17 protein-coding genes are annotated in these 21,942 nt (G+C 64.7%); 5 read left to right on the forward strand and 12 right to left on the reverse strand.

What is annotated here, in order from left to right; translation table 11 throughout:
* Positions 1 to 8 precede the first annotated feature (8 nt).
* The 3 genes from L284_RS36345 to L284_RS36355 all read right to left on the reverse strand — a co-directional run bounded on the left by L284_RS36345 (position 9) and on the right by L284_RS36355 (position 4,895).
* Positions 9 to 1,061 carry a zinc-dependent alcohol dehydrogenase gene (locus tag L284_RS36345; protein ID WP_021234255.1) on the reverse strand — a complete coding sequence of 351 codons (1,053 nt, stop codon included), beginning with the start codon at positions 1,059 to 1,061 and terminating at the stop codon, positions 9 to 11.
* Positions 1,058 to 3,265, reverse strand: a complete 2,208-nt coding sequence (locus L284_RS36350; RefSeq protein WP_021234256.1) for a hypothetical protein — start codon at positions 3,263 to 3,265, stop codon at positions 1,058 to 1,060. Before L284_RS36350 ends, L284_RS36345 begins: the two co-directional genes overlap by 4 nt.
* A 145-nt stretch (positions 3,266 to 3,410) precedes the next feature.
* Complete coding sequence (locus tag L284_RS36355) at positions 3,411 to 4,895, reverse strand: MFS transporter (RefSeq protein ID WP_235054370.1); 1,485 nt, start codon at positions 4,893 to 4,895, stop codon at positions 3,411 to 3,413.
* 258 nt (positions 4,896 to 5,153) lie between these two features.
* On the opposite strand from L284_RS36355, the gene L284_RS36360 reads away from it, so the two are divergent.
* The 3 genes from L284_RS36360 to L284_RS36370 are packed head-to-tail and all read left to right on the forward strand — an operon-like array spanning position 5,154 to position 8,309.
* A complete protein-coding gene (locus L284_RS36360) occupies positions 5,154 to 6,008 on the forward strand; it encodes an SDR family oxidoreductase (protein WP_021234258.1) in 855 nt (284 codons plus the stop codon).
* Between the two features lie 53 nt (positions 6,009 to 6,061).
* The gene (locus tag L284_RS36365; protein ID WP_021234259.1) at positions 6,062 to 7,042 is read left to right on the forward strand and encodes a methyltransferase; all 981 of its coding nucleotides are present in this window, start codon (positions 6,062 to 6,064) and stop codon (positions 7,040 to 7,042) included.
* A gap of 22 nt (positions 7,043 to 7,064) precedes the next feature.
* A complete protein-coding gene (locus tag L284_RS36370; RefSeq protein WP_021234260.1) occupies positions 7,065 to 8,309 on the forward strand; it encodes a dicarboxylate/amino acid:cation symporter in 1,245 nt (414 codons plus the stop codon).
* A gap of 11 nt (positions 8,310 to 8,320) precedes the next feature.
* Here the strand turns inward: L284_RS36370 and L284_RS36375 are convergent, their stop codons facing one another.
* Positions 8,321 to 9,019 (reverse strand): hypothetical protein, encoded by a 699-nt coding sequence (locus L284_RS36375; protein WP_021234261.1) that lies wholly within the window; start codon positions 9,017 to 9,019, stop codon positions 8,321 to 8,323.
* A gap of 163 nt (positions 9,020 to 9,182) precedes the next feature.
* Here L284_RS36375 and L284_RS36380 point away from each other — a divergent pair, with 163 nt between their 5' ends.
* Positions 9,183 to 10,304, forward strand: a complete 1,122-nt coding sequence (locus L284_RS36380) for a zinc-binding dehydrogenase (protein WP_021234262.1) — start codon at positions 9,183 to 9,185, stop codon at positions 10,302 to 10,304.
* 65 nt (positions 10,305 to 10,369) lie between these two features.
* On the opposite strand, the gene L284_RS36385 is transcribed toward L284_RS36380, so the two are convergent.
* Positions 10,370 to 11,143: a TSUP family transporter gene (locus tag L284_RS36385; protein ID WP_021234263.1), complete on the reverse strand. Its 774-nt coding sequence runs from the start codon at positions 11,141 to 11,143 to the stop codon at positions 10,370 to 10,372.
* A 232-nt stretch (positions 11,144 to 11,375) separates the two neighbouring features.
* Here L284_RS36385 and L284_RS36390 point away from each other — a divergent pair, with 232 nt between their 5' ends.
* Positions 11,376 to 13,109 carry an arylsulfatase gene (locus L284_RS36390; RefSeq protein ID WP_021234264.1) on the forward strand — a complete coding sequence of 578 codons (1,734 nt, stop codon included), beginning with the start codon at positions 11,376 to 11,378 and terminating at the stop codon, positions 13,107 to 13,109.
* Positions 13,110 to 13,297: 188 nt separating this feature from the next.
* Here the strand turns inward: L284_RS36390 and L284_RS36395 are convergent, their stop codons facing one another.
* The 7 genes from L284_RS36395 to L284_RS36425 all read right to left on the reverse strand — a co-directional run bounded on the left by L284_RS36395 (position 13,298) and on the right by L284_RS36425 (position 21,934).
* A complete protein-coding gene (locus L284_RS36395) occupies positions 13,298 to 14,179 on the reverse strand; it encodes an OmpA family protein (protein ID WP_031342255.1) in 882 nt (293 codons plus the stop codon).
* 593 nt (positions 14,180 to 14,772) lie between these two features.
* The gene (locus tag L284_RS36400; RefSeq protein WP_235054371.1) at positions 14,773 to 16,122 is read right to left on the reverse strand and encodes an NAD(P)/FAD-dependent oxidoreductase; all 1,350 of its coding nucleotides are present in this window, start codon (positions 16,120 to 16,122) and stop codon (positions 14,773 to 14,775) included.
* A gap of 131 nt (positions 16,123 to 16,253) precedes the next feature.
* Positions 16,254 to 17,618 (reverse strand): family 1 glycosylhydrolase, encoded by a 1,365-nt coding sequence (locus L284_RS36405; RefSeq protein ID WP_021234267.1) that lies wholly within the window; start codon positions 17,616 to 17,618, stop codon positions 16,254 to 16,256.
* A 71-nt stretch (positions 17,619 to 17,689) separates the two neighbouring features.
* Positions 17,690 to 18,559, reverse strand: a complete 870-nt coding sequence (locus tag L284_RS36410; protein WP_021234268.1) for an alpha/beta hydrolase — start codon at positions 18,557 to 18,559, stop codon at positions 17,690 to 17,692.
* A complete protein-coding gene (locus L284_RS36415) occupies positions 18,556 to 19,050 on the reverse strand; it encodes a hypothetical protein (protein WP_021234269.1) in 495 nt (164 codons plus the stop codon). Before L284_RS36415 ends, L284_RS36410 begins: the two co-directional genes overlap by 4 nt.
* Complete coding sequence (locus tag L284_RS49025) at positions 19,047 to 19,421, reverse strand: MBL fold metallo-hydrolase (RefSeq protein WP_021234270.1); 375 nt, start codon at positions 19,419 to 19,421, stop codon at positions 19,047 to 19,049. The genes L284_RS36415 and L284_RS49025 overlap by 4 nt, the downstream gene beginning before the upstream one ends.
* A 182-nt stretch (positions 19,422 to 19,603) precedes the next feature.
* A complete protein-coding gene (locus L284_RS36425) occupies positions 19,604 to 21,934 on the reverse strand; it encodes a TonB-dependent receptor (protein ID WP_021234271.1) in 2,331 nt (776 codons plus the stop codon).
* Positions 21,935 to 21,942 lie beyond the last annotated feature (8 nt).

The raw sequence follows: 21,942 nt of genomic DNA on the forward strand, positions 1-21,942 counted from the left end.
AGCCTCCGCTACATCTCGATAGCCACGAAGACCGCTCCCGTCTGCTGCTTGCTCTCGGCGCAGGCAAAGGCCTCGTTGATCCGGGCCAGCGGAAAGCGGTGGGTCACCAGTTTCTCGACCGGCAAGCGGCCTTTGCCGATCAGTTCCACCACCTCGCCCTGCTCTTTGTCGAGGTCCGCCCATGCGAAGCTCGCGCTGGGAACGAGCTGGATCTCGCTCATCTGGATGCGCTGCCATTCCAGGCCGATCTCGGTAACGCCCGGATCGAAGCCGCCGACGATCACGACCTTGCCGCCCCGCCGGACCAGCCTGGTCGCAAGCGGCAGCGTTTCGGGCATCGAAGGCCCGCCTGCACATTCGAACACGATATCCGCACCGCGCCCCCCGGTCATGGACCCCATTGCCGTGGCTACATCGTCCCGCTCCGGGTTGACGGTCAGGTCCGCGCCGAGCTCCTGGGCTAGCGCCAGGGCACTATCCACCGGATCCACGATCATGACGTCCGCTCCGCTCGCTTTCGCCAGCATCAACTGACCCAGGCCGATCGGACCTGCGCCGATGACGGCAACGCGGTGATTGATGGTAAGGCCGGAGAGATGCTGGGCGTGGAGACAGACGGACAGGGTATCGACCAGGGCCGCCTCCTCGAAGCTGACGTGATCGGGAAGGCGATAGACATGGCTTGCGGGCGCCACCAGGAACTGTCCGTAGGCCCGAGAGACCGTCTTCGTACGCGTGGCATAAAGATCGGGGCAGATATTGTAGCGGCGCGCGCGGCAGTATTCGCACTTACCGCAGCCGAGCACCGTCTCCGCCACGACCCGGTCGCCGACCGACACGTTGTCGACCTCGCCGCCCACGTCCACGACGTCACCTGCAAGTTCGTGGCCCATGATATGGCCTGCCAGGTCATGCTCGTGCTTGCGCCAGTGCCGCAGGTCGGTGCCGCATATGCCGGCCACTCTCACCCGGATCATCACCCAGTCCGGGCCAGGCAACTCGGGCCGATCGACATCCTCGACGCTGAACGTGCCGTCGGCGGTCTTGAGCGCGGCCTTCATGCCGCTTGCGTCCAGGCAAGCAGCAGAGCCACATTGGCCGGAACCCATGCTTCGTAGCGCCCTTCCGCCCATTCCATCTCCATGACCTTCTGGTCGGACGTCCAGAGCCGTGGCGAGATCTCCTTGCCCTTGGTGATCGTCGGAAGGAGAGCGAGACGCACCTTCGTCGTGTCCGGGCCGTCGATCCGCAGATTGAGCGTTCCCTCATCGAGCCGATGGATGGCCCGCACGAAACTGTCGCAGAACAGCAGGAAGGGAGCGCCCTCGATCCGATGGAGAGTCCGGGTGGCATAGACCAGTGCCGCCCCGCTTCCGTAGATTTCCTGTCCGACCTGGCCCGCCTTCTGCCCGTCGGCATAGAGGTCTTCGAGCGGGAAGTTCAGTTCAGGATCGATGTGGCCGTTGCGGATCTCGCTCGCCAGCGCTTCGGGCGGAATGGCATCGGGGTAATAGTACCACCCTCTATCGAGAGCATGCCGGCAGAATTCATTGACCAGCAGCTTCACGCCGGGGATGAGGTGCGGTCCGCCATAATCCAGATAGCGCTCGAACGCGGCATAGCTGTCGAAACACTCGTAGGCGGCCATGTAGGGTGCATCCTGAAGGCAGGTGACCCCGAGGAAGTTCGTCCAGTGACGCGCCAGGCCGATGTCGCTTTTCCAGATCTGACTGTTGTGGAAGAAGCTGGCGAGATAGACGTAGCTCTGGTCCAGATGCTCCTTGCGGTTGGTGATGCGCCAAAGCCGTATACAGGCAGCTGCGCCCCAGGCAGTCAGGTTGGCCTGGTAGTTGAGGTCGAAACGCATGCCTTCGGCTGCGGAAATCGCCATTTCCGCCTCCGCCAGGAAACGTTCGTCGTGGGTGAGTTCAAAAGCCTGGAGCATGACCCAGGCGTAGATGCCGCCGACGTCGGTCTGTCCCCGATCGTCTGCTTCGGCAACGTCGGTGATGACGCTGAAGTCGTCGATCTTGTACATGATCGGCCACTTGTATTTGAAGTGTCGGGCCGCCCGTATGCCGTAGTCGATCGAGGCAAGGAACAGCTCGCTGGCCTTCTCGTCGCCAGCAAGCGCCAGGTTGGAGAGGTTCAGGAGAGGGTGATAGAGATACCAGCTGTCTACCGCATCAGCATCCTTGTCCTTGCCGACGTTGGGCAGGTAGCGGCGCAGGGTTTTCAGCTTGTCGTCGTAGAACTTGCCGATCCCGGCCATGATCTCGCGCGATAGCGGATGCGCCTCTCCGGTCCAGCGGCTCCAGTCCTGAAGCGCCGAGGCGATCGAGAGTTGGACCATGACGTCCGGGTACTCGCTCGCCGTATAGGGGTGGAAGTAGGTATGGCCGTAATGCCGAACTCTGGCTTCCGGCGCATTCTCAAGATCCCACAAGGTCGCTTCGGCGCGGGCGTTCCAATCGTGTAGAGCCGGCGTCGGCGGTGACAGCCAGCCGTACACGGCTCCCAGCATATCCAGGAACTGCCAAGCGGAATCCGTTTCCTCCTGCTGCGGATAGGCGCGGATCGACAGGATGGTGTCGTAGAGCGTGACCTTCTGCCCTGTCTTGAGGATCGCCTTGCCCGTCTCGGGATTGACCGGAGGGCGGTAGCCCAGATCCGGCCAGTCGCCGCCGACCACTTCGGTCGGCTTGCTGCCGGTCATGTTGAAGTAGTCGTTCAGGGCCGTCAGGTTCTGGAGGTACAGCACTTTGCCGAAGGCCGGGCGTTCCAGCGCGAAATAGAGCAATGCGGTGTTCGTCTTGCGCTGGCGTGCCTCGACATGCCCGAGGGTCTGCGCGGCATCGCCCTTGACGTCGAACGGCACCAGATCGCGTGGCACCCACTCGATGGCAAGATCCCGCGTCGGCTTGAACGTCAGCGTGGCGCGCAACTGTTCCAGGCCGAAGGGATCGGCCGTGAGAACGAGACGGCTTGTGCCGAGCGACCCTTCGCACTCGAGGGCAGCGATCGAGCCGGGGATCTTCAACCCTCGGCAACGCGCATCGGGGCTGAAGACGGGCATGCGCAGCGCCAGCCCGCCGGCATCGCCCCGGCGCATCACCACCCAGAGCGCGTCGTCCACAAGCCGCACTTCGATGTCGAGACCGCCTTGGCGCACGGCGGCCGCAGGCGCCTCCGACGCCTCCCGCAATACCGCGCTTGCCCGGACAGTGACGGGATCGATGGCCTGTACCGTGTCGGCCTGCGACATTCGTGCTCTCCTTCAAAAGATCTCGGTCGTCTCCACAATGCCGTCCGCCCCCGGCGGTTTCGCAAAGCCGATCCGGGTTATAAGTGGTGCGCCGGGAGGAGGTCACGAGCGCACCACGACCACTGCATGCGTGCTGGAACCAAGATCAGACGACGGGCAAACGCCGGGCGTTCATGCGCGTCCAGCGGCGGCGGACCCGTTCCTCGCGCGCCAGGCCTGCGGGAAGCTCGGTTATCGCACGCAGGCCGGTGACGGTCGAGAAATTCTGGAACGTCGAGCGCGTGCGCACGAACATGTGGCGTACCACTTCGCTGCGATCGATCTCGCCCTCCTCGCGAACGACGGAGAGACGGTGCAAGGCGTAGACCCCGAGCGCGCCAGAGATCAGAAAGTAGAAGTCCCAGTGCATCAGCCGGACATCGATCAGGCCCGTGACGCCATCGGGGTTGATCCAGCGCAGCGCCAGTTCCAGCCGGCGCGCGGAAAAGAAGTCGGCCAGCAGTCCGCCCAGGATCGGTGCCACGCCGGCGGCAATGGCGGAGACCAGGCTGTTGACGGCGATGTATGCCGTAGACTCTCCGCGCGGCGACAGCTTGAGAGCGATGTTGGTGACGGCCAGAGTGGCGCCGCCCATCGCGCCGCCCATCAGCAGGTGCAGCACCGTGAGCCACACCAGGCGCGCACCCTCGCCATCGATCTGGGAGGCTCCGGTCATGCCGACTATGCAGAGGATATAGACCGGTGCAGAGACGCGCAGCACGGACTTGTTGCTGAAGGTGTCGGTCAGCCGCCCCCACTGCCTCAGCGTCAGTGCATTGGCCAACTGGCTCGCGATGTTGAGACCGATGACGACGGTCATGCCATATCCGAGTTGCTTGACCAGGAACACGGTGAAAAACGGCGTGGCGAAGTTGATGGCGAACTGCCAGGCCGCGACGAACACGATCAGGCGGCTGAAATTGGGGTCTCTGAACGGCCGGCGCAGCACTTTGAACAGGTTCAGATGCGTTTCCTGGGGGGCGGTCATGGCCGGTTCGGGCATGCGGGCGACGATGACGGCGCTCAACATGCCGAACAGGCAGCCGGTGCCGTAGAGCACCGCGAATGTCACATCGGCGGAGACCAGGCCGCGCTCGGACAGTTCCAGCCCTCCGGCTGCGATCAGCCCCGCCGCCAGCAGGGTGATCGTGGCATAGACGGTGCGGCGCGCGAACAGATCGCCCATCCGTTCCTCGGGGACGAGATCTCTCAACCAGGCATTCCACGCACATCCGCCCACCGCGCCGAACAGGCACAGCACGGCGGTAGCGAGGACGAGCAGCGGCAGCGCGCCCGCAGCGAGGAACGGCAGCACGGCGATCACGGCCAGTGCGAGCCGTCCCACCACGCTGGAGATCACGGCGATGCGCTTGCGGGCGCGCAATCGCTCGACCAGCCAGATCCCCGGCAATTGGCCGAACTGCGCGAAAAAGGGGACGGCCGCCAGCAGGCCGATCATCACGTTGCTCGCGCCGAGATGGAGTGCAAGCGCGGGCAGGATGACACCGGTCGTCAGGGCGGCAGTCGTATTCGAAAAGGCGGCTTCCACGACAAGCTGGCGCAGCCCCGCTTCCCGTCGTTCCGAAGTCACATGGGCTTCCGGCGAAAGCATCGATCAGGATCCAAGAACGGTCAGGCCCGAGACTGTCAGGCCCGCTCTTCGACCAGAAGCGACGAAGCCGTTCAGGGTTCGCCGAGATTAACCTGAGTGGACTATCGGCTTCCGGGAATGGCCGCGGGCATGATCGATGTTGGTCCGAGGCAACCTCTCCGCCGCCACCTCATTCAAGGGACTGATATTCGTGCGGCGGCACGAACGAAAAGGTGCATTTCAAAGAAGGAACATGTGATGGACAGCGTGAAGCCGCCCCTTCCGGCTCAGCAGCAGCAAGTGCCCGGCACCACCGCCGAAATGGATCCGCGCCCGGATCACGGCGAAGACAGCTATGAGGGCCATGGCCGTCTGAACGACAAGAAGGCCGTGATCACCGGCGGCGACAGCGGTATCGGCCGCGCCGTCGCCATAGCTTACGCGCGGGAAGGCGCCGACGTGCTGATCTCCTATCTCAACGAGCACGAAGATGCCAAGGATACGGCGCGGCTCGTCGAGGAAGCGGGGCGCCAGGCCGTGCTCGTGCCGGGGGACATCAGCGATCCGGCGCACTGCCGCGCCATCGTCGACCAAGCCGTGGAAGCATTCGGACGCATCGACATCCTTGTCAACAATGCCGCCCATCAGATGACCTTCGAGGACATCACCGACATCCCGGATGAGGAATGGGACAAGACATTCCGGACCAACATCCACGCGATGTTCTATCTGGCAAAAGCGGCCGTCCCTCATATGGGCAGCGGCGGCGCCATCATCAACACGACATCAGTGAACGCCGACATGCCGAAGCCCACCCTGCTGCCCTATGCGACCACCAAGGGCGCTATCCAGAATTTCACCGCCGGTCTGGCGCAGATGCTGATGCCGAAGGGCATCCGCGTGAACTGCGTGGCGCCCGGCCCGGTCTGGACGCCGCTCATCCCCGCGACGATGCCGCCCGAGCAGGTGAAAGAGTTCGGTGCCAGCTATCCCATCGGCCGTGCGGCGCAGCCTCGGGAACTGGCTCCGCCTTATGTGATGCTGGCCAGCGACGAGGCGAGCTACATCTCGGGCGCCACCATCGCCGTGACCGGCGGGAAGCCGGTGCTTTGAGGAACCGCAGCAATCCTGCCAGCCCCCCAGCACCGCCGATAGAGGAGCAGAATTTGCCACTCGAATCTCCGACACTCGCCGCCTCTGCGGAAACCGAACGATCCCGGCGCGGCGCATTATCGGCGCTGCTGAAAGCACTGGCATCGCTCAAGTACCGTTTCGTCACGACCACGCCCTCAAGCCATGAGCGCGTACTGTCGCGCAGCAATCGCCGCGAAGCACGGTCCTTGCGCGACGTGATGGGATGGAGCCTTCCTTTCGCTCCGGGCATGATCCCCTCGGAGATCGTCGATCTGCTGCGGGCAGGCGGCGTCCTGCAGGAGCGTCCGGACGGACTGCTCGCCAGTAATGTGCGGGCTTCCTCGCTGGGCGACACGCTGTTCCTGCACTCCGCCTATCCTACGATCGAGCAGGACGCGGTATTCTTCGGGCCAGACAGCTACCGCTTTGCCGACCTCATCGCCGCCCGGATGCAGGATCTTGCTCCCGGTGCGCGCATCCTCGATTACGCAGCCGGGTCGGGCGTGGGCGGAATTACCGCAGCGATGCGGCAGCGCCACGCTCACCTCACTCTTGCCGACATCAACCCCCAGGCCCTGTTTCTCGCCTCGATCAATGCCGAACACGCCGGATTGCGGGCGGAAACCCTGCGGACGACCAGCCCCGCCGATCCAGAAGGCCTTTTCGACCTGATCGTCACCCATCCTCCTTTCATGATAGATGAGAAAGGACGCGCCTACCGCGACGGCGGGGACCTATACGGCGCGCGGCTGTCGCTGGACTGGGCGCTGGCCGGCGCCCGCAAGCTTGCGAAAGGCGGCCGCCTGATACTCCATACCGGCGTATCCATCGTCGAGGGTCTGGACGTGCTGAAGGCGCACCTGGAGGAAGCCTTGCCTGCGCTCGGTTGCCATCTCTGGTATCACGAACTGGATCCGGATATCTTCGGTGAGGAACTGGGCAACGAAGCCTATGCCGATGTGGAACGGATCGCGGCCGTAGGTGCATGCATAACCCGCGTGGAGGAGCGATGATCCCGCGCCGATCGATCCGCCCGTGACCGGCACCTCCTTTCGCATCCTGGCCGGCCTGGTCGGCGGTCTGGTAGTCGGTGCCGTATGGCGCGGCGGGCCTTCGAGCCTTCCCGTCGTGACGGCAGCCCAGCAAGTGGGGAAACTCTGGCTCGACGCGCTCACCATGACCGTCGTGCCGCTGGTCTTTTCTCTCCTGGTCACGGGCATCATTTCGGCCGCCGGCAGCGTCGCTCACAACCGGATCGTGCCGCGCGCCATGTTGTGGTTCATGGCGCTGCTCGCAGGCGCTTGCCTGCTCAGCGCCTTGCTGACGTCCCTGGCGCTGGACCTCTGGCCGGTTCCGGACGGAGCGGCTTCCATCGCGCCGCCGACCGAAGGGAACATCGCCGTCCCCACCGGTACGGACTGGCTGTCGAACATCATCCCGACCAACCCGATCAAGGCGGCGGCGGACACGGCCATGGTCCCGATCGTCGTCTTCGCGCTGATCTTCGGACTGGCGGTCAGCCGTATCGAAGCCGGCTTGCGGCGCAGCGTCGAGACGTTCTTCCAGGCCATCGTACAGGCCATGCTCCTGATCGTGCACTGGGTGCTGCTGGTAGCCCCGCTGGGCGTCTTCGCCCTTGCATTTGCAGTGGCCGCCCGCACCGGCATCGAGGTTGCAGGAACACTGCTGCACTACGTCATGTTCGTGGTCGGCGCCTGTCTTTCGGTGACGGTGCTTGCCTGTGTGACGATCGTGCTTTCGGGCCGTCTCTCACTTCCCGCCTTCATCCGCGCGGTTCTTCCGGCCCAAGTGATCGCCGCCAGTACGCAATCGTCACTGGCTTCGCTGCCGGCGATGATCGAGGCGGCGAAGGCTCTGAAAGTCGATCGCGAGGTGGCCGGCATCGTCCTGCCGCTGGCGGTATCGATCTTTCGAGCCGCCAGCGCAGCCGCCAATGTGACGGTGGCGGTCTACTTGGCCCATCTCCATGGCGTGCCCCTGGGGCCGGGAACGCTGGTGACGGGAGCCCTCGTCGCTGCGGCGGTGAGCGTGGCCGCCGTAGGCGTTCCAGCCCAGGTGTCCTTCTTCGCCATCATCAGCCCGGTCTGCGTTGCCATGGGCGTGCCGATCGACCTGCTACCGTTGCTGCTGGCGATCGAAAGCATTCCCGACATCTTCCGCACCCTGGGCAATGTCACGGCGGATCTGGCCGTCGTGCGCCTGGTCGATGGACCTGCGGAAGGAGCCGGAGTTCAGCGAAGTTCCACCGAGCAAGCCTGAGCGGTCAAGCGCTATAACGGATTGCCGTCTCCATCCAGCACCTCCATGCGGTAGGTGCAGCCGTAGAAGGTCTTGCCGGCGTAAGGCACCGAGGTGGAGATCGTGCGTGTCACCTTGGTGTTCAGCCCGTATCCGTCCTTGTCCTTCGCTGGTTCCGTATCTTCGCGGATGAGCTTCTCGCCGAGGAACTTGCGGAACTTTATCTCCTTCTCCGCTTCCGCGCGCGTCACCTTGCCGGAGGCGGCCAGTGCATCGATCAGCGCGTTCGTGTCCATCGCGTTCTCGATCTGCTGCTCCTTCGCCAGGGGCGCCGGATCGGGAAGATCCAGCAGGGCGAAGATGCCGCTGGAACTGAAGGCGATCCGGCGCGTGTCGTAGCGCCCGGCAACCGTAATGGGCGCGGGAAGTTCGTAGAGGAGGATGGCCGGCGACTTGGACGCGACCTTTTTCCATCCCCGCGCATCGGCCGGGCTGTCCTCCTCGCTCAAGGACATCGCGAATCCGGTGTAGGTCGGCACGTCCAGGCGGCATTCGATCGCATCGACCTCGCTGATCCGAGCAGGGTCGAAGTCCTCCTCTTCCTCAGCCTGGAGCGCGGATGGAGCGAGAACGAGAATAGCTGCTGCGAACGGCGCCAGCAGACGAAGAAGGCGCCTCGGTTCTGCTGCGGTTCCGTTGCCGCCATGGCCATGGCCATCCTTCGACGTCATAAGTCACCCTTCATCCCTGTTCGTGACGTGCTTAGCAACGCACTGACGCCATGAGAAGATTTATACCGCACGAACCGCGCCCGCGTCGGCCGCCGGCCCGGCAACCCCAGGCTTGCACAGCCCTGCGCGCCATCTATGATGCAGCGGCTACCTGGAGGAACCGATGAGCTTCAACGGACGCGAATTGAGATCGAAGGTCGAGAACGGACGGCTCTTCCTGTCGCTGGATGAAGTGCCGATAGACGATCCCGCCGACGACGAGATCGTCGTGCGCATCGAAGCGGCCCCGATCAACCCGAGCGATATCGGTCTGCTGCTCGGCCCGGCGGATCTGGAATCGATCGAACCCACCGCTGATGGCCGCCCGGGTGTCTCGTTCGCCATTCCGGAGGCCCGCCTTGCCTCCCAGGCAGGCCGTATAGGGCAGTCGATGGCCGTGGGCAACGAAGGCGCGGGCACCGTGGTCGCGGCGGGGAGAACGGCGACGGACCTGATAGGCAAGCGTGTCGGCATGATCGGCGGCGCCATGTACGCCGACTATCGCCGCATCCGCGCCGCAGAAGTCATTCCTTTGCCCGACGATGCGACGGCTGCCGATGGCGCCGCCATGTTCGTCAATCCGCTGACGGCCCTTGGCTTCGTGGAAACGGCCCGGAGCGAAGGCCACAAGGCCATCGTCCATACCGCTGCGGCATCGAACCTCGGGCAGATGCTCCAGAAGATCTGCCTTGCGGACGGTATTGAGCTGGTCAACATCGTCCGCTCGCAGGGCCAGGCCGATATCCTGAAGGAGATCGGCGCCACCCACGTCGTGAACAGCCGAGACGAGGATTTCGGCGCGCGCCTGTCCGAAGCGATCGAGCAGACCGGCGCCACCATCGCTTTCGATGCGATCGGCGGCGGTACACTCGGCAGCAAGATCATGGAGGCCATGGAGCGGGCTTCGGTCAAGGCCATGCCGGAATACAGCCGCTACGGATCGACGGTGCTCAAGCAGCTCTTCATCTACGGCGCGCTTGACACCTCCCCCACCACGCTGAACCGGCTGGCATTCGGCTTCCAGTGGAGCATATCCGGCTGGCTGCTGTTCCCCTTCCTGCAGAAGGCCGGGCCGGAAGTGGCCGCAAGGCTGCGCGAGCGTGTCGTCCGCGAGCTAAAGACGACCTTCGCCAGCAGGTATACCCGTGTCATCGGCCTTTCCGAAGCGCTGGAACCGGAGGTAATCCGCGCCTACGAACGCAAGGCCACCGGCGAGAAGTTCCTCATCGACCCGACCAAAGGCTAAGCCGCATTCACATGGCGGCGGTTTCCGCCCGCCGCCGTGCCAACGACCACCAACGGGCGCCCGGGCTACAGAACGGACCACAAGGGGTTCTTCGGGTCGGCCAGCAGCTTGACGGTCAGGGCGACCGACATGACGACCAGCAGCGGCCTGACGCCGCGTCCGCCGAAGCGGATCGCGAGCCAGGCGCCGACTTGGTTTCCCGCGACGTTGGCAACGGCCATGCTCAGGCCCAGCACCCACAGCACTTTGCCGCCTGTGATCATCGCCGCCAAAGCAGCGACATTGGTGGCCAGGTTGATGAACTTGGTGTTCGCGATCGCCCTCACCAGTCCCAGGCCGCCCAGCGCCACCAGCGCAGTGGTGAGGAACGATCCCGTGCCGGGGCCGAAAAAACCGTCGTAGAAGCCGATCCCGGAGCAGACCGCCGTCAGTCCCCACCGGCCCAGGCGCGCGTGGCGGTCCTCTTCGCTCATCGCCGGCGCAAGCAGGAAATAGAGCGCCATGGCAATCAGCAGGAGCGGCACGAGGGCGCTCAGAAAGCTGGGATCGACATGCTGTACCGCCGTCGCTCCCGCCAGGGACCCGGCGAAAGCGCCCAGGGCCGGCAGGGCGAAAGCGCGAAGATCGATCCGGCCGCTTCGCATGAATGCGGCCACCGCCGATGCCGTACCGATCATGCTCTGCAATTTGTTGGTGGCGAGCGCGGCGATCGGCGGCACCCCGGCGGTGAGCAAAGCCGGGATCGTCAGCAAGCCGCCGCCGCCGGCCAAGGCATCGATCGTACCGGCCATGAAGGCCACGGCGATGAGGAAGGACAAGGCTTCGAAAGTCAGATGCATGGGCGCGTTAAAGGCGCGGCTTCCCCTTACAATCAAGCCCCAAGTGCTTCCGCAAAGCCCCGCGGACAGAGATTTCCGCAAACGAAGGCGTACGGGCCTGCAAACGGAAGCGACAACCGCCAGAGAAGGCGCAGGAAAGATTCTCTACTAAATCGATAGAGAAAGTTGCTAGGCGGCTGCCGAAGCCGAAGTTAGCCATGGCGTCATCGCTAACCATGAAACTGGAACATCCGTGACCCGCAAGGCTGCCTTCCTCGCCGCTGCTCTGGTGAGCACGCTCCTGACCCAGCCTGCGGCCGCGCAGGCAGCCGCCGCCCTCGCCGGCACCGCATCGTCGGCCGAGGAGCCTCGATCCGCCGTCCGGCCGAACTTTCTGGTCATCGTGGCAGACGATCTCGGCTGGTCCGATCTCGGCGCTTTCGGCGGCGAGATCGCGACGCCGAACCTCGACGCCCTGGCGAACCGGGGCGTGCGCTTCACCGGTTTTCATACTGCGCCCACCTGCTCCCCGACCCGCTCCATGCTGCTCAGCGGCGTCGACAACCACGAGGCGGGCATCGGCACCATGGTCGAATCCCGGCCGGAGTCGCTGGCCGCGCGTCCGGGCTACGAAGGCTATCTCAACGACCGCGTCGCCTCGATCGCGGAGCTGCTCCAACAGGGCGGTTACCGCACAGTGATGTCGGGCAAATGGCACCTTGGGCTTACCGAGGATCGCGGCCCGGCGGCGCGCGGCTTCGAGCGCTCCTATGCGCTGCTCCAGGGTCTGGGCAATCACTTCGGTGCCGATCAGGACGGCGCCTGGAAAGGCGTGAATGCAAGCCCAACCTACCGCGACAATGGCGAGATCGTCCGCTATCCGGTGGGCCGTTATTCGGCCGACTATTTCGCCGAACGCCTGATCGGCTTCTTGCAGGAGGGCGCTAGGGACGATCGTCCGTTCTTCGCCTACCTTCCCTTCACCACCCCGCACTGGCCGATGCAGGCGCCGGCCGAGACGATCGCGAAGTACAAGGGCCGCTACGATGGGGGCTACGAAGTGCTGCGGACGAAGCGTTTGGAGCAGCAGAAGAGGCTCGGCCTTGTCGCTCCCGATCAGCAGCCTCACGCTCTGGAAGGCGTCAAGCCGTGGGATAGCCTGACACCCGAACAGAAGGCCATCGAGGCGCGCAAGATGGAAATCTACGCGGCGATGGTCGATCGCATGGACCAGAACGTCGGACGCGTGATCGCGGAACTGAAGCGCCTTGGCCGCTACGACGATACGGTCATCGTCTTTCTGGCCGACAACGGCCCGGAAGGCAGCGAGATCGATGCGCCGTTCCAGGCGCGCGGCATTGCGGATGCCAACCGGAAGCTGGGCATCGACAACAGCCTGGCCAACCTCGGCAGCGCGACATCCTATGTCGGTTACGGAGCCGGATGGGCGCAGGCGAACAGCTCGCCCTCATGGCTGGTCAAGGGCTATCCGACCGAGGGCGGCACGCGGGTAACCGCTTTCGCATCGGGCAAGGGTGTCGTCGGGGGCCGCATCGCTCGCGGCAATCTGAACGTCACCGACGTGGCGCCGACCCTGCTCGACCTTGCCGGCGTCACGCAGCCGAAGAGCTTCAAGGGCCGGACGATCCTGCCAATCGAAGGCAAGAGTCTGGTTCCTGTCCTGGAAGACAAGGCAACGGAAGTTCGCGGCCCAAGCGAGCCGGTGGGCACCGAGCTGTTCTATCGCCGTGCGCTGCGCAAGGGCGATTGGAAGGCAGTCTACCTGCCGCAGTCCGCCGGAACCTATCCGCGCGCCGGTGCCGGCAGCGGCAAATGGCAATTGTTCAACCTTGCCGCCGACCCTGCCGAAGCGAACGATCTGGCCACATCGCAGCCAGAGAAGCTGGCGGACCTGATCGCCGATTGGGACCGCTATGCGCAGGAAAAGGGTGTCGCGCTGCCGGACACCGGGTCCGCCGCGCCGTGAGGAACGAGGTGGGACGCGGATCCTCTCACCAGAGGTGCCTCCCTCCTCCTGTTCTCAAATGACACGCGGCGATCTCCTTCACCCCAGAGGGTGGCGATATCCGCGCAAAGCCTCAAATCTACTCAATAGCATGAGGGAAATTCGTCAGACGAATGGCGGGGGCGAGTCACGCCCGCCCCCTTCCGAACTCAGAGCCCGTCGAGGCCCTTGCTGACGAGGATGTTCACCGCGACGCGGCGGTTCTGCGCCTTGCCTTCGGGAGTGGTATTGTCCGCCAGCGGATCCGCTTCCGACATGCCGGTGGGCGTCAGCATGCGATAGGGCTTCCACCCGCAGGCCTGCTGGAGATAATTGACCACGCTGCCGGCGCGCTTCTCGCTGAGCTGCTGGTTGATTTCCTGGCTGCCGGTGGAATCGGTGTAGCCGACGACGAGCAGCAGGGCATTGTCCATGCTCTCGGCCGTTGTGGCTGCCGCGCAGAGATCGTTCTTGGCCTGGGGCGAAAGAACCGCCTTGCCGGTGTCGAAGTTCACGTTGGTCGTGCTCTTCACATTGTACTGGTCGATGTCACCCATCCGGCCGCGCAGAGCTTCGGTGGCCGCCGTCTGTTCGGCAAAGCGCTGGTCGGTGCCGTTGTGGATCATCGAGGCCGTCTTCAGATCCTTGTTCTGAAGATTGATTTGGCTCGCCACCAGACCATTGCCGGACTGCAGGGTCTTGATGGTGACCGGCAGACCGTTCATCAGCGACTGTGCGGCCAGTTTGCTGCGGCCCATGCCGAAGAGACCCTTGCTGGCGCTGATGCGGGTGGTGTCGGTCACGGCTACCACCGTCTTGGCACCGTCGTCGGTGGTGACCTGCACCTGATCCCCGCTGCGTGCGGAGATGATGCCCTTGATCTCGGGCCCTTCGGTCATCTCGGCTTCCTGTGCCGGCGCCGCGCCATAGACGGTCGCCGAAACGTCGGCCTCGGGCGGCTCCTGGGTCTGGGCCTGGACGCTGGCCGACGCTGCTCCGGTGAGCATGGCGGCCAGCAACAGAACGCGGGGGCTCCTGGAAATAACACTCATATCGCTACTCCTTAAACTTTACCAATCAAGGCCTGCGGGGAGCAGCTCTCGTCCGACCGCCACTGGCGCGGATCGCGCTCGTGGCCGTCGGAACCTCGTCCATTCGGCTTCGCAGGATGTGCGGTTGGAGCAGCACCTGAACGCCATGGACCTCTTGGGTGTTCAGGTTAACCTTGCGCCTACATGAACGTGCCTTGCCGCAGCGATAAGGTGCCGCCAATTTGAGTGGAGCGTGCGACGAACCGTTGTCGGCGATCCGATGGGCCAGATTGTTTTGCGCCGCTTCGAATTACGCGGCTTGCAAAGTTGGCCGCGACTTGCCGGATCGGCACCCTTCCCCCGAAAACGGGTTGCGAATACACGCGGCACCGGGATCCTGTGCTTATCTTATTGATATGGTTTCAATAGGTCCACAGTTCGCGCGCGACAGGTTCTTCAGCCTGCCGGCCACTACCTTCCCGGAACGCGATGTCGAAAAAGTACAAGAAGCGCGCGAGCAGCCGCCTTCGATCTTTACCGATTTAGGAAGATCCTATCGCCGGGAGGCCGGGGACGAATTTCCCAGGCCCTCCCCATGAGCACCCACCGCCACCTCAATGGAGCTTGAGGCGCGGGCGGACGATACGGTTCATATGGCTGATGGCGATCATCGCGGAGCCTTTGATCCAGCCGTGGATAGCCAGCAGATGCATGCGGTAGAGCGACAGGTAGATGAACCGCGCCAGACGCCCCTCAACGGCCATGCGCCCGCCCACGAGATTGCCCATCAGCGAGCCGACCGTCGAAAAACGGCTGAGCGAGACAAGCGAACCGTGGTCCTTGTAGACGAAGTCGACCAGCGGCTTGTCCGCCATCATCCGCTTGAGATTGGCGAAAGCGGCATCGGCCATCTGATGCGCCGCCTGGGCGCGCGGCGGAACGGGCCGGTCGCTGCCAGGCAGCTTGCAGAAGGCGCAATCGCCGATGGCGAAGACCCGCTCGTCGGACTCGCTCTGCAGGGTCGGTCGCACCACGACCTGCCCCGAACGGGCCAATTCCAGCCCGTCCAGGCCTTCCGCGATCGGCTTGGCCTTCACGCCCGCCGCCCAGACCTGCAAATCGGCTCCGATCCGCTCGCCCGAACGCAGGATCATGCCTTCCGCGGTGGCTTCCACCACCGGTGTATCGACGAGCACCCGCACCCCCAGCGCTTCCAGTTCGGCCCGCGCCGCGGCCGCCAGCTGCTCCGGCAGGGCCGGCAATATGCGCGGCCCGGCTTCGATCAGGGTGACTTGCAAGCGGCTCCGGTCGAAGACTTCCAGACCGTAGTAGCCCAGCGCATCCGCCGCGTTGTAAAGTTCCGCCGCGAGTTCGACGCCGGTCGCTCCTGCTCCCACGATCGCGACCCGCACTTGTGCATCGCCTGACGGGTCCGATGCCATCGTTCGCGATACGCGCAGGCACTGGTCGAGCAACTTGTCGCGGAATCGGTCGGCCTGGTCGCGGCTGTCGAGGAACGTGCAGTTCTCCGCCACGCCGGGAGTGCCGAAGTCGTTGGTGACCGAGCCATAGGCCAGGACGAGGTAGTCGTAGCGGATCTCATGCGAGGCGATGACTTCGCGCCCCCGATCGTCCTGGATCGCGGCGAGCCGGATGCGGCGCCGGTTCCGGTCGATGCCGGCCAGCGATCCATAGAAGTAGCGATATCCCCAGCGGTGGCAGTGGCTGCGATAGCCCACTTCGTCGAGGTTCGCATCCAGCGATCCGGTGGCGACCTCGTGCAGCAGCGGCTTCCAGATATGCGTGCGGTTGCAGTCGACTAGGATGATGTCGTGATGCTTGCGCCCATAGTGCGCGCCCAGCTTGGCGGCCAGTTCCAATCCCGCCGCTCCGCCGCCGACGATCACGATCTGGGTCTTCATCGTCGGGGCTGGAACGGCTGCTGAATCGGGCACTGCTGGCATTCTGAAGCTCCTCAAGGCGACCGCGCGGTCAATTCGCCAAAAGGTTCCTTAATGCCTGGCCCGCGTTACGCCTATGGGACATATCGCCTTGTCCCGTGCGTTTCCTGCAAACGGATCCTATCATATCTCCTTCAGCTCGTGACGGTGTTGCGCCGGGCGATCGTTCCGAGCACTTGCGCGCTCATTTTCGGGGTCCGTGCGAATGTCACGGGATCCACGGTGTGAAGCCCGTACTTGGGCTTGTAGCCGAAGATCCATTCGAAATTGTCGAGCAGCGCCCAGTGGCAATAGCCCAGAACCAGCACGCCCTCTTCCATCACGTTCCTGAGTGCGGAGAGCGATTCCGGGATGAACCGGGCCCTTATCCGGTCATCGTCCGTCCCGACGCCGTGCTCCGAGATCAGTATCGGCACGCCCGTCTCTTGGTGCGCGAATTTCACGGCACCGGCCAGCGAGGGCGCCCAGACTTCCGCGCCGGACCAGTTGAGGACCGCGCCCTTGGGCGGCGGCAGGCGGCCCTCGTCGCCCCATAGGGCGCGTTCGTAGTTCTGCACACCGACGAAGTCGTCCTGCTTCGCAAGCTCGAACCACGCGCGGTAGAGCTCCTCGCGTACCTGGTCCCGCCGCTTTGGGCTTCCGGCAGCCTGATCGTCCATCACGACCAGCGAGACCCCGACGGGCAGATCGGGGCACTGCGCCTTGATCGCGGCCTTGGCGGCCTTGTGTCCCGCCAGCAGGCCGCGCTGGAGATCGGCGAGATCGTCGAGACCGGCGACATTGGCGCTGAGGAACCGCGGCACACCGAGCTGCCTCGCCGCGCCTTGCAGCGTGGCCTTCTGAAGATCCCAGACTTGCGGCGGCAGCATGCCCTTGATCGATTGCAGCAGGTTGGGCTCGTTGATCGTGATGGCCTTGGCCATCGTCCGGCCGGCGGCGGCGGCGACCTTGCCGCAATAGCGGGCGAAAAGCTCCGGCGCCTCGGGATTGCTCCAGCCGCCCTGCGCGGCGAACCACAAGGGCGTGGTGAAGTGATTGAAGGTCACGATCGGGGCAAGGTTGCGCGCGCGGCAGCCCTCGACGATCCTGCGGTAGTGATCGAGCATCGCTTGGGAGAACTGTCCCTTGACCGGCTCGACGCGGGCCCATTCGACACCGAAGCGGTAGCTGTTCAGACCCATGTTCTTGGCGAGGTCGAGATCGTCGGACCAGAGTTCGAAGCTGTTGCAGGCGTCACCGGACGGGACGGAGAATATGCCCGGCTGCTGCCTTTCCAGAAACCACAAGTCGCTGCCAAGGTTGTTTCCTTCGGTCTGGTGCGGTGAACTTGCCGCGCCCCAGAGGAAGCCGGACGGGAAGGGCTTGCCAGCCCCCAAGCTTGGCGCGCCGGGCGCAGCTTTGGCGCTGGCGGCGGTCGGGGAGGCTCCCATCGCGCCCGCTCCGGCCAGTGTGGCACCTGCCACGGCTCCGCGCACGAGCAAGGTCCTTCGATCGATCATGTTCAAATGCTCCTCAACTCTGCGCGGCCATGGGCCGCTGGATATCGGGATCCTTCCGGTGTCGGCGCCGCTCAGCGGGGATCCGCAAAGAAGCCGAGCAGTTCGTCTGCCAGGCGGTGGTCCGACGTGCCCAGATGCAGGGCCGCGGAATAGTGGTTGTGCCCGCTCACGTAACAGGCGCGCGGCAGCTTGCCGTGTCGGCCGAGGCGAGCGTGCAGGAGACTGCACCATTCCGCCTGGAATCGCGGCGGATCGAACTCCGCGCAGGCGACCAGAAGCGGCAGGTTCGTCGCCATGATCGCGCCCAGCGGCATGCGCAGTTCGTAGCAGTCCTGGGGACCGTAATAGAGCATGTCCCGCGGGTCGAGCGGCGTGAAACCGTACAGGCCCGATAGCAGTGCGGCTCCTCGGACAAGCTGCGCATGGTTTTCCCTCTCCCTCAGAAACGCCGAGACATGGACCGCGCCGGCGGAGGTTCCGAGCAGGAAGATCCGCTCGGGATCGCCGCCATGGCGCGCGGCGTTCGCCCGCAGCCAGTCGACGGCAAGGTTCACGTCCTCGGCGCCCGAAGGCCACATGTGTGCCGGTGCGAGGCGGTAGTTCATCACCGCGCCGACCAGGCCGTTCGCCGCCGCCCAGCGCCCGACATGGGCATTGGCCCAGCCGCTGCCGCCCTTCTCGACCGGCCCGCCCTTGTCGCCCACGAGAAAGCCTCCGCCGTGGACGAACAGCACGACCGGGCGCGGATCGCCGCCTCCGCCGTAGAGATCGAGCCGCTGGCGAGGGTCGGGACCATAGGCGCAGTCGATGGCGGCCGGCACGACCCTGGCGGCAAGAGCCTGCTGCTCGGCATTGAACAGGGCCCGGCAGTCGGCGACCACCTCGGGGCCCAGCCTGGTGCCCATGGCGGCGATGGCGCGAGCCGTTTCCCCAGCGGTCATGCCGTTTCCCTCCCATGGTGCGCGAACAGGCGGTTAAGCGCGAAGGTGGTGCCCGAAACCCCCAGAACAGTGCCATAGACGAGCTTGACGGCGAGCGCCAAGGACCCGCCGATCTCGCGCCCGGGCCCCAGAAAACAGAAGGCGGCGGCCAGCCCAGCCCCAACGATACCGGCCACCACCACGGAGAGGACGGTCCGGACGATGAAGGCCGTGGTGCCCGGCCCTGTCGCAGCCCCTGTCCCGGGCCCCGTTCTCTCGCCCCTCTTCTCGGGGCTAGTCCTGCCCGACACGACTAGCAGGGGAACCAGCGATGACATCGAGGCGATGGCGGTGGATTGCGGGAGGAAATCCAGCGCGAAGTTGTCCGGCGCCGCGAAGTGCAAGGAGCTTTTGCCGAAGCCCAAAACCCCGAAGAAGAATGCGCCGCTCAGGACGAAGTTGACGATCCCGCTGGTGACCTGCTCGCGCCGCAGGCGTGCAGCCCTGTTCATGCCCGGCACCCCACGTCGAAGCTCTGGAGATCGCGCGCGAGATCGACGGCGCCCGAGTAGCCCGCGCCGATCGCGGCGCGCAGGCCCGGTTCGTACGGCGCCAGCGGCCCCGGCGGAACCGCGAAATGGGTGAGGACCACCCGGCCCGCACCCGCCTTCGCGGCGATATCGCCGACCGCCTCCGGCGTGAGGTGATGGGCCGAGAGATGGCGCTCCATGCCCCCCAACATGGCGGGCGAGGCATCCTTGCGGCGCGCGCGGATCTCTTCCAGCAAGGCATCCAGCGCCATGATCTCGCTGACCAGGATATCGCTGCCTTTCGCCCATACGGTAACGGCCGGGCTCGGGCCGGTATCGCCGGCATACGTCACGCTGCGCCGCCCCGTGGCAAAGCGGTAGCTCAGCGAGACGTTGCCCGGATCGGGCTTTGCCGTCGTGGTCGAAGTGGCTGTTGGCGGCAGTCTGCACGCTTGCTCCTTCCCCTTTTGGCGCCTCTTGCGGCTTGCTCGAAAGAATGGCCTGGGTTCTTGGCAAAGGTCCCGGCCCCTCGCGATCAGAACCGGGTTTCGGCCTGGATGCCGATGGTGCGGCGGCCTTCGCGGGTCAGCCAGTTCACGTAAGCGCCCGAATCCGCGAACGGAAGGTGAATGACCGAGGCGTGGAAGCGCTGGTCGAGCAGGTTGCGCACGAAGGCGCCGATCCGCCAGTTGCCGTCCGGATGGCCGATCCCCATGCCAAGGCCGATGGTGCCGTAGCCGTTCTGATAGGCATAGGCATTGGCGACCGCATACTGCACCCGGCTGCGGTAGTAGATGTTCGCCGAAGTATCGAACTGGAGATTGTCGTTGATCGGCAGCTTCACGTCCGCGCCCAGGGTGGCGCTGTACTTGGGCGCGCCGGAGAGCGGCTCGCCCCGCGCCTGGACCAGGCTGGTGACGCCGTCGGCCGCCAGGAAGCACGCATAGCCGGCCTTCACGTCTTCGGGGCAAGCGGTGACGTAGTCGGTGAACTTGGTGTCCGAATAGGTGAAGCCGCCGCTGAACGACAGGACCGGGCTGACGCGCCAGGCAGCGTCGATCTCGAAGCCCTTCGCGGTGAAGCCGCCGGCATTTTCGGTCACGAACTCGACACCGTTGAACACCGAGGTCTGGAGGTTCTTGTATTTGTCGTAGAACAGGTTGGCGTTGAAGGTCACGGCCTTGTCGAAGATCTGCGACTTGATGCCCACGGTGATATCGCGAACGGTCTGGGGCTTCACGGCGGTACGCAGGCCGGTGAGGCCGGTGAAGGTCACCGTCGGCCCCAGGTAACCGCGAGCGATGGTGCCGAACAGCATGACGTCGGGCGTGATCTTGAACTCGGCACCGCCCCGGCCCGACCACGAGCCCTTCCTGGTGCTGCCGGTCTGGAGCGAAGTCGGCGTGTACGGAGTGACGAAGCCCGATCCGTCGGCTGCGGGAGAAGCCGGTGCGAAGACGGGGTCGATGATCGAGAAGTACGAGGCCTTGACCCAGTCGTACTGGTAGCGCAGGCCGCCGATGAGGCTGAACTGCTCGGAGACGTGGAACTTGCCATCGAAGAAGGCGGCCAGCGAGTCCGAGCGCGTCTGGGTATTGCCCTGCCCGCCGGAAATGTTGACGATGAAGCTCTGGAACGGGTTCGCCGGGCGAAGCTGCGCGCGGTTGAAATCGTTGTCGTCGCCCACCTTGCGGCGCGAGGCATAGACGCCCGAGGTGAATTCGAGCTGGCTGCCGCTGGGCGAGCTGACGCGCAGTTCTTGCGAAAGGAACGACTGGTCGATGCCGGCCGGCTGCGCGGTGAAGACCGGTACGCTGGATCCGTCGATCGCGAAGGCCTGCGGGCCTTCATCGAGGCGGCGCCAGGCGGTGATCGACGTCAGGTTGTAATCGCCCAGCGCGTAGTTGATCTCCATCGACGCGCCGTAGTTCTGCTCCGAGGAAAAACCTTCGTAGTCCTCGACCGACCGGGTGTTGTCGAAGCCCGCCCTGACGCCGAGCGCCGTCAGGTTGCCGAACCGTGCCGCCATCAGCGGATTGGCGAAGCCGGGCAGGCGATTGAGCGTCCAGAGCTGGCCGGGGCCCTTGCGGCTGATCTTGGAATAGTCGCCGATGATGTAGATCGAAAGATCGTCCGTGGGTTCGTAGAGAAACTTGGCGCGGCCGCCGTAGCTTTCCTCGCCGCCCCAGGTCTCGCCCCGATAGACGTTCTTGAGGAAGCCGTCGTTGCGGCGGTAGAAGCCGAAAACGGCAAGCGCCGAATTCTGCGAGACCGGCACGTTCACGCTGGCATTGGCATTGACTTCGTTGAGCTGGGCATAGCTTGCGAAGGCCTTGCCGAAGAAGCGCGAGGGATCGGGCTTCTTCGTGGTGATGTTGATGACGCCGGACGAGGCGTTCTTGCCGAACTGGGTGCCTTGCGGACCTTTCAGCACTTCGACGCGCTCCAGATCGCCCAGGCTGTTGATCGGGTTGCCGAAGGGGATGACCACGTTGTCGACCACGGTTCCGACGTTCTGTTCCGACGAACTGGAGAAACCGCCCGCCGAACCCACGCCGCGCAGACGGAAACCGGCATCGTTGGGCGAGGAACCGAACTGCACGCCGGAGAACTGGTACTGGATGTCGGTCAGCTTCTGGAAGCCGCTTTCCGTCAGCTGGTCGCCGGTGATGGCGGAAACCGCGATCGGCACGTCCTGAAGACGCTCGGCCCGGCGCGACGCGGTGACGATGATGTCGGTACCGGAAACGGCAGTCGTCTCGGCGGCCTGGGGCGCGGTGTCCTGCGACACCTCCTGCGCCATGGCAGGAACCCCCAACGCGCCGAGGGCGATGCTGGAAAGCAGTGCGATCTTGTTGCTGGTCATTTCGTCTC

The organism is Novosphingobium lindaniclasticum LE124 (genome assembly GCF_000445125.1).
In the GTDB taxonomy this organism is placed as follows: Bacteria; Pseudomonadota; Alphaproteobacteria; order Sphingomonadales; family Sphingomonadaceae; genus Novosphingobium; species Novosphingobium lindaniclasticum.

What these genes read in the sequence shown, in the direction of transcription:
- L284_RS36345 (WP_021234255.1), bottom strand. Translation starts at nt 1,061, where the DNA reads ATGAAGGCCGCGCTCAAGACCGCCGACGGCACGTTCAGCGTCGAGGAT.
- L284_RS36350 (WP_021234256.1), bottom strand. Translation starts at nt 3,265, where the DNA reads ATGTCGCAGGCCGACACGGTACAGGCCATCGATCCCGTCACTGTCCGG.
- L284_RS36360 (WP_021234258.1), top strand. Translation starts at nt 5,154, where the DNA reads ATGGACAGCGTGAAGCCGCCCCTTCCGGCTCAGCAGCAGCAAGTGCCC.
- L284_RS36375 (WP_021234261.1), bottom strand. Translation starts at nt 9,019, where the DNA reads ATGACGTCGAAGGATGGCCATGGCCATGGCGGCAACGGAACCGCAGCA.
- L284_RS36380 (WP_021234262.1), top strand. Translation starts at nt 9,183, where the DNA reads ATGAGCTTCAACGGACGCGAATTGAGATCGAAGGTCGAGAACGGACGG.
- L284_RS36385 (WP_021234263.1), bottom strand. Translation starts at nt 11,143, where the DNA reads ATGCATCTGACTTTCGAAGCCTTGTCCTTCCTCATCGCCGTGGCCTTC.
- L284_RS36395 (WP_031342255.1), bottom strand. Translation starts at nt 14,179, where the DNA reads ATGAGTGTTATTTCCAGGAGCCCCCGCGTTCTGTTGCTGGCCGCCATG.
- L284_RS36400 (WP_235054371.1), bottom strand. Translation starts at nt 16,122, where the DNA reads ATGCCAGCAGTGCCCGATTCAGCAGCCGTTCCAGCCCCGACGATGAAG.
- L284_RS36405 (WP_021234267.1), bottom strand. Translation starts at nt 17,618, where the DNA reads ATGATCGATCGAAGGACCTTGCTCGTGCGCGGAGCCGTGGCAGGTGCC.
- L284_RS36410 (WP_021234268.1), bottom strand. Translation starts at nt 18,559, where the DNA reads ATGACCGCTGGGGAAACGGCTCGCGCCATCGCCGCCATGGGCACCAGG.
- L284_RS36415 (WP_021234269.1), bottom strand. Translation starts at nt 19,050, where the DNA reads ATGAACAGGGCTGCACGCCTGCGGCGCGAGCAGGTCACCAGCGGGATC.
- L284_RS36425 (WP_021234271.1), bottom strand. Translation starts at nt 21,934, where the DNA reads ATGACCAGCAACAAGATCGCACTGCTTTCCAGCATCGCCCTCGGCGCG.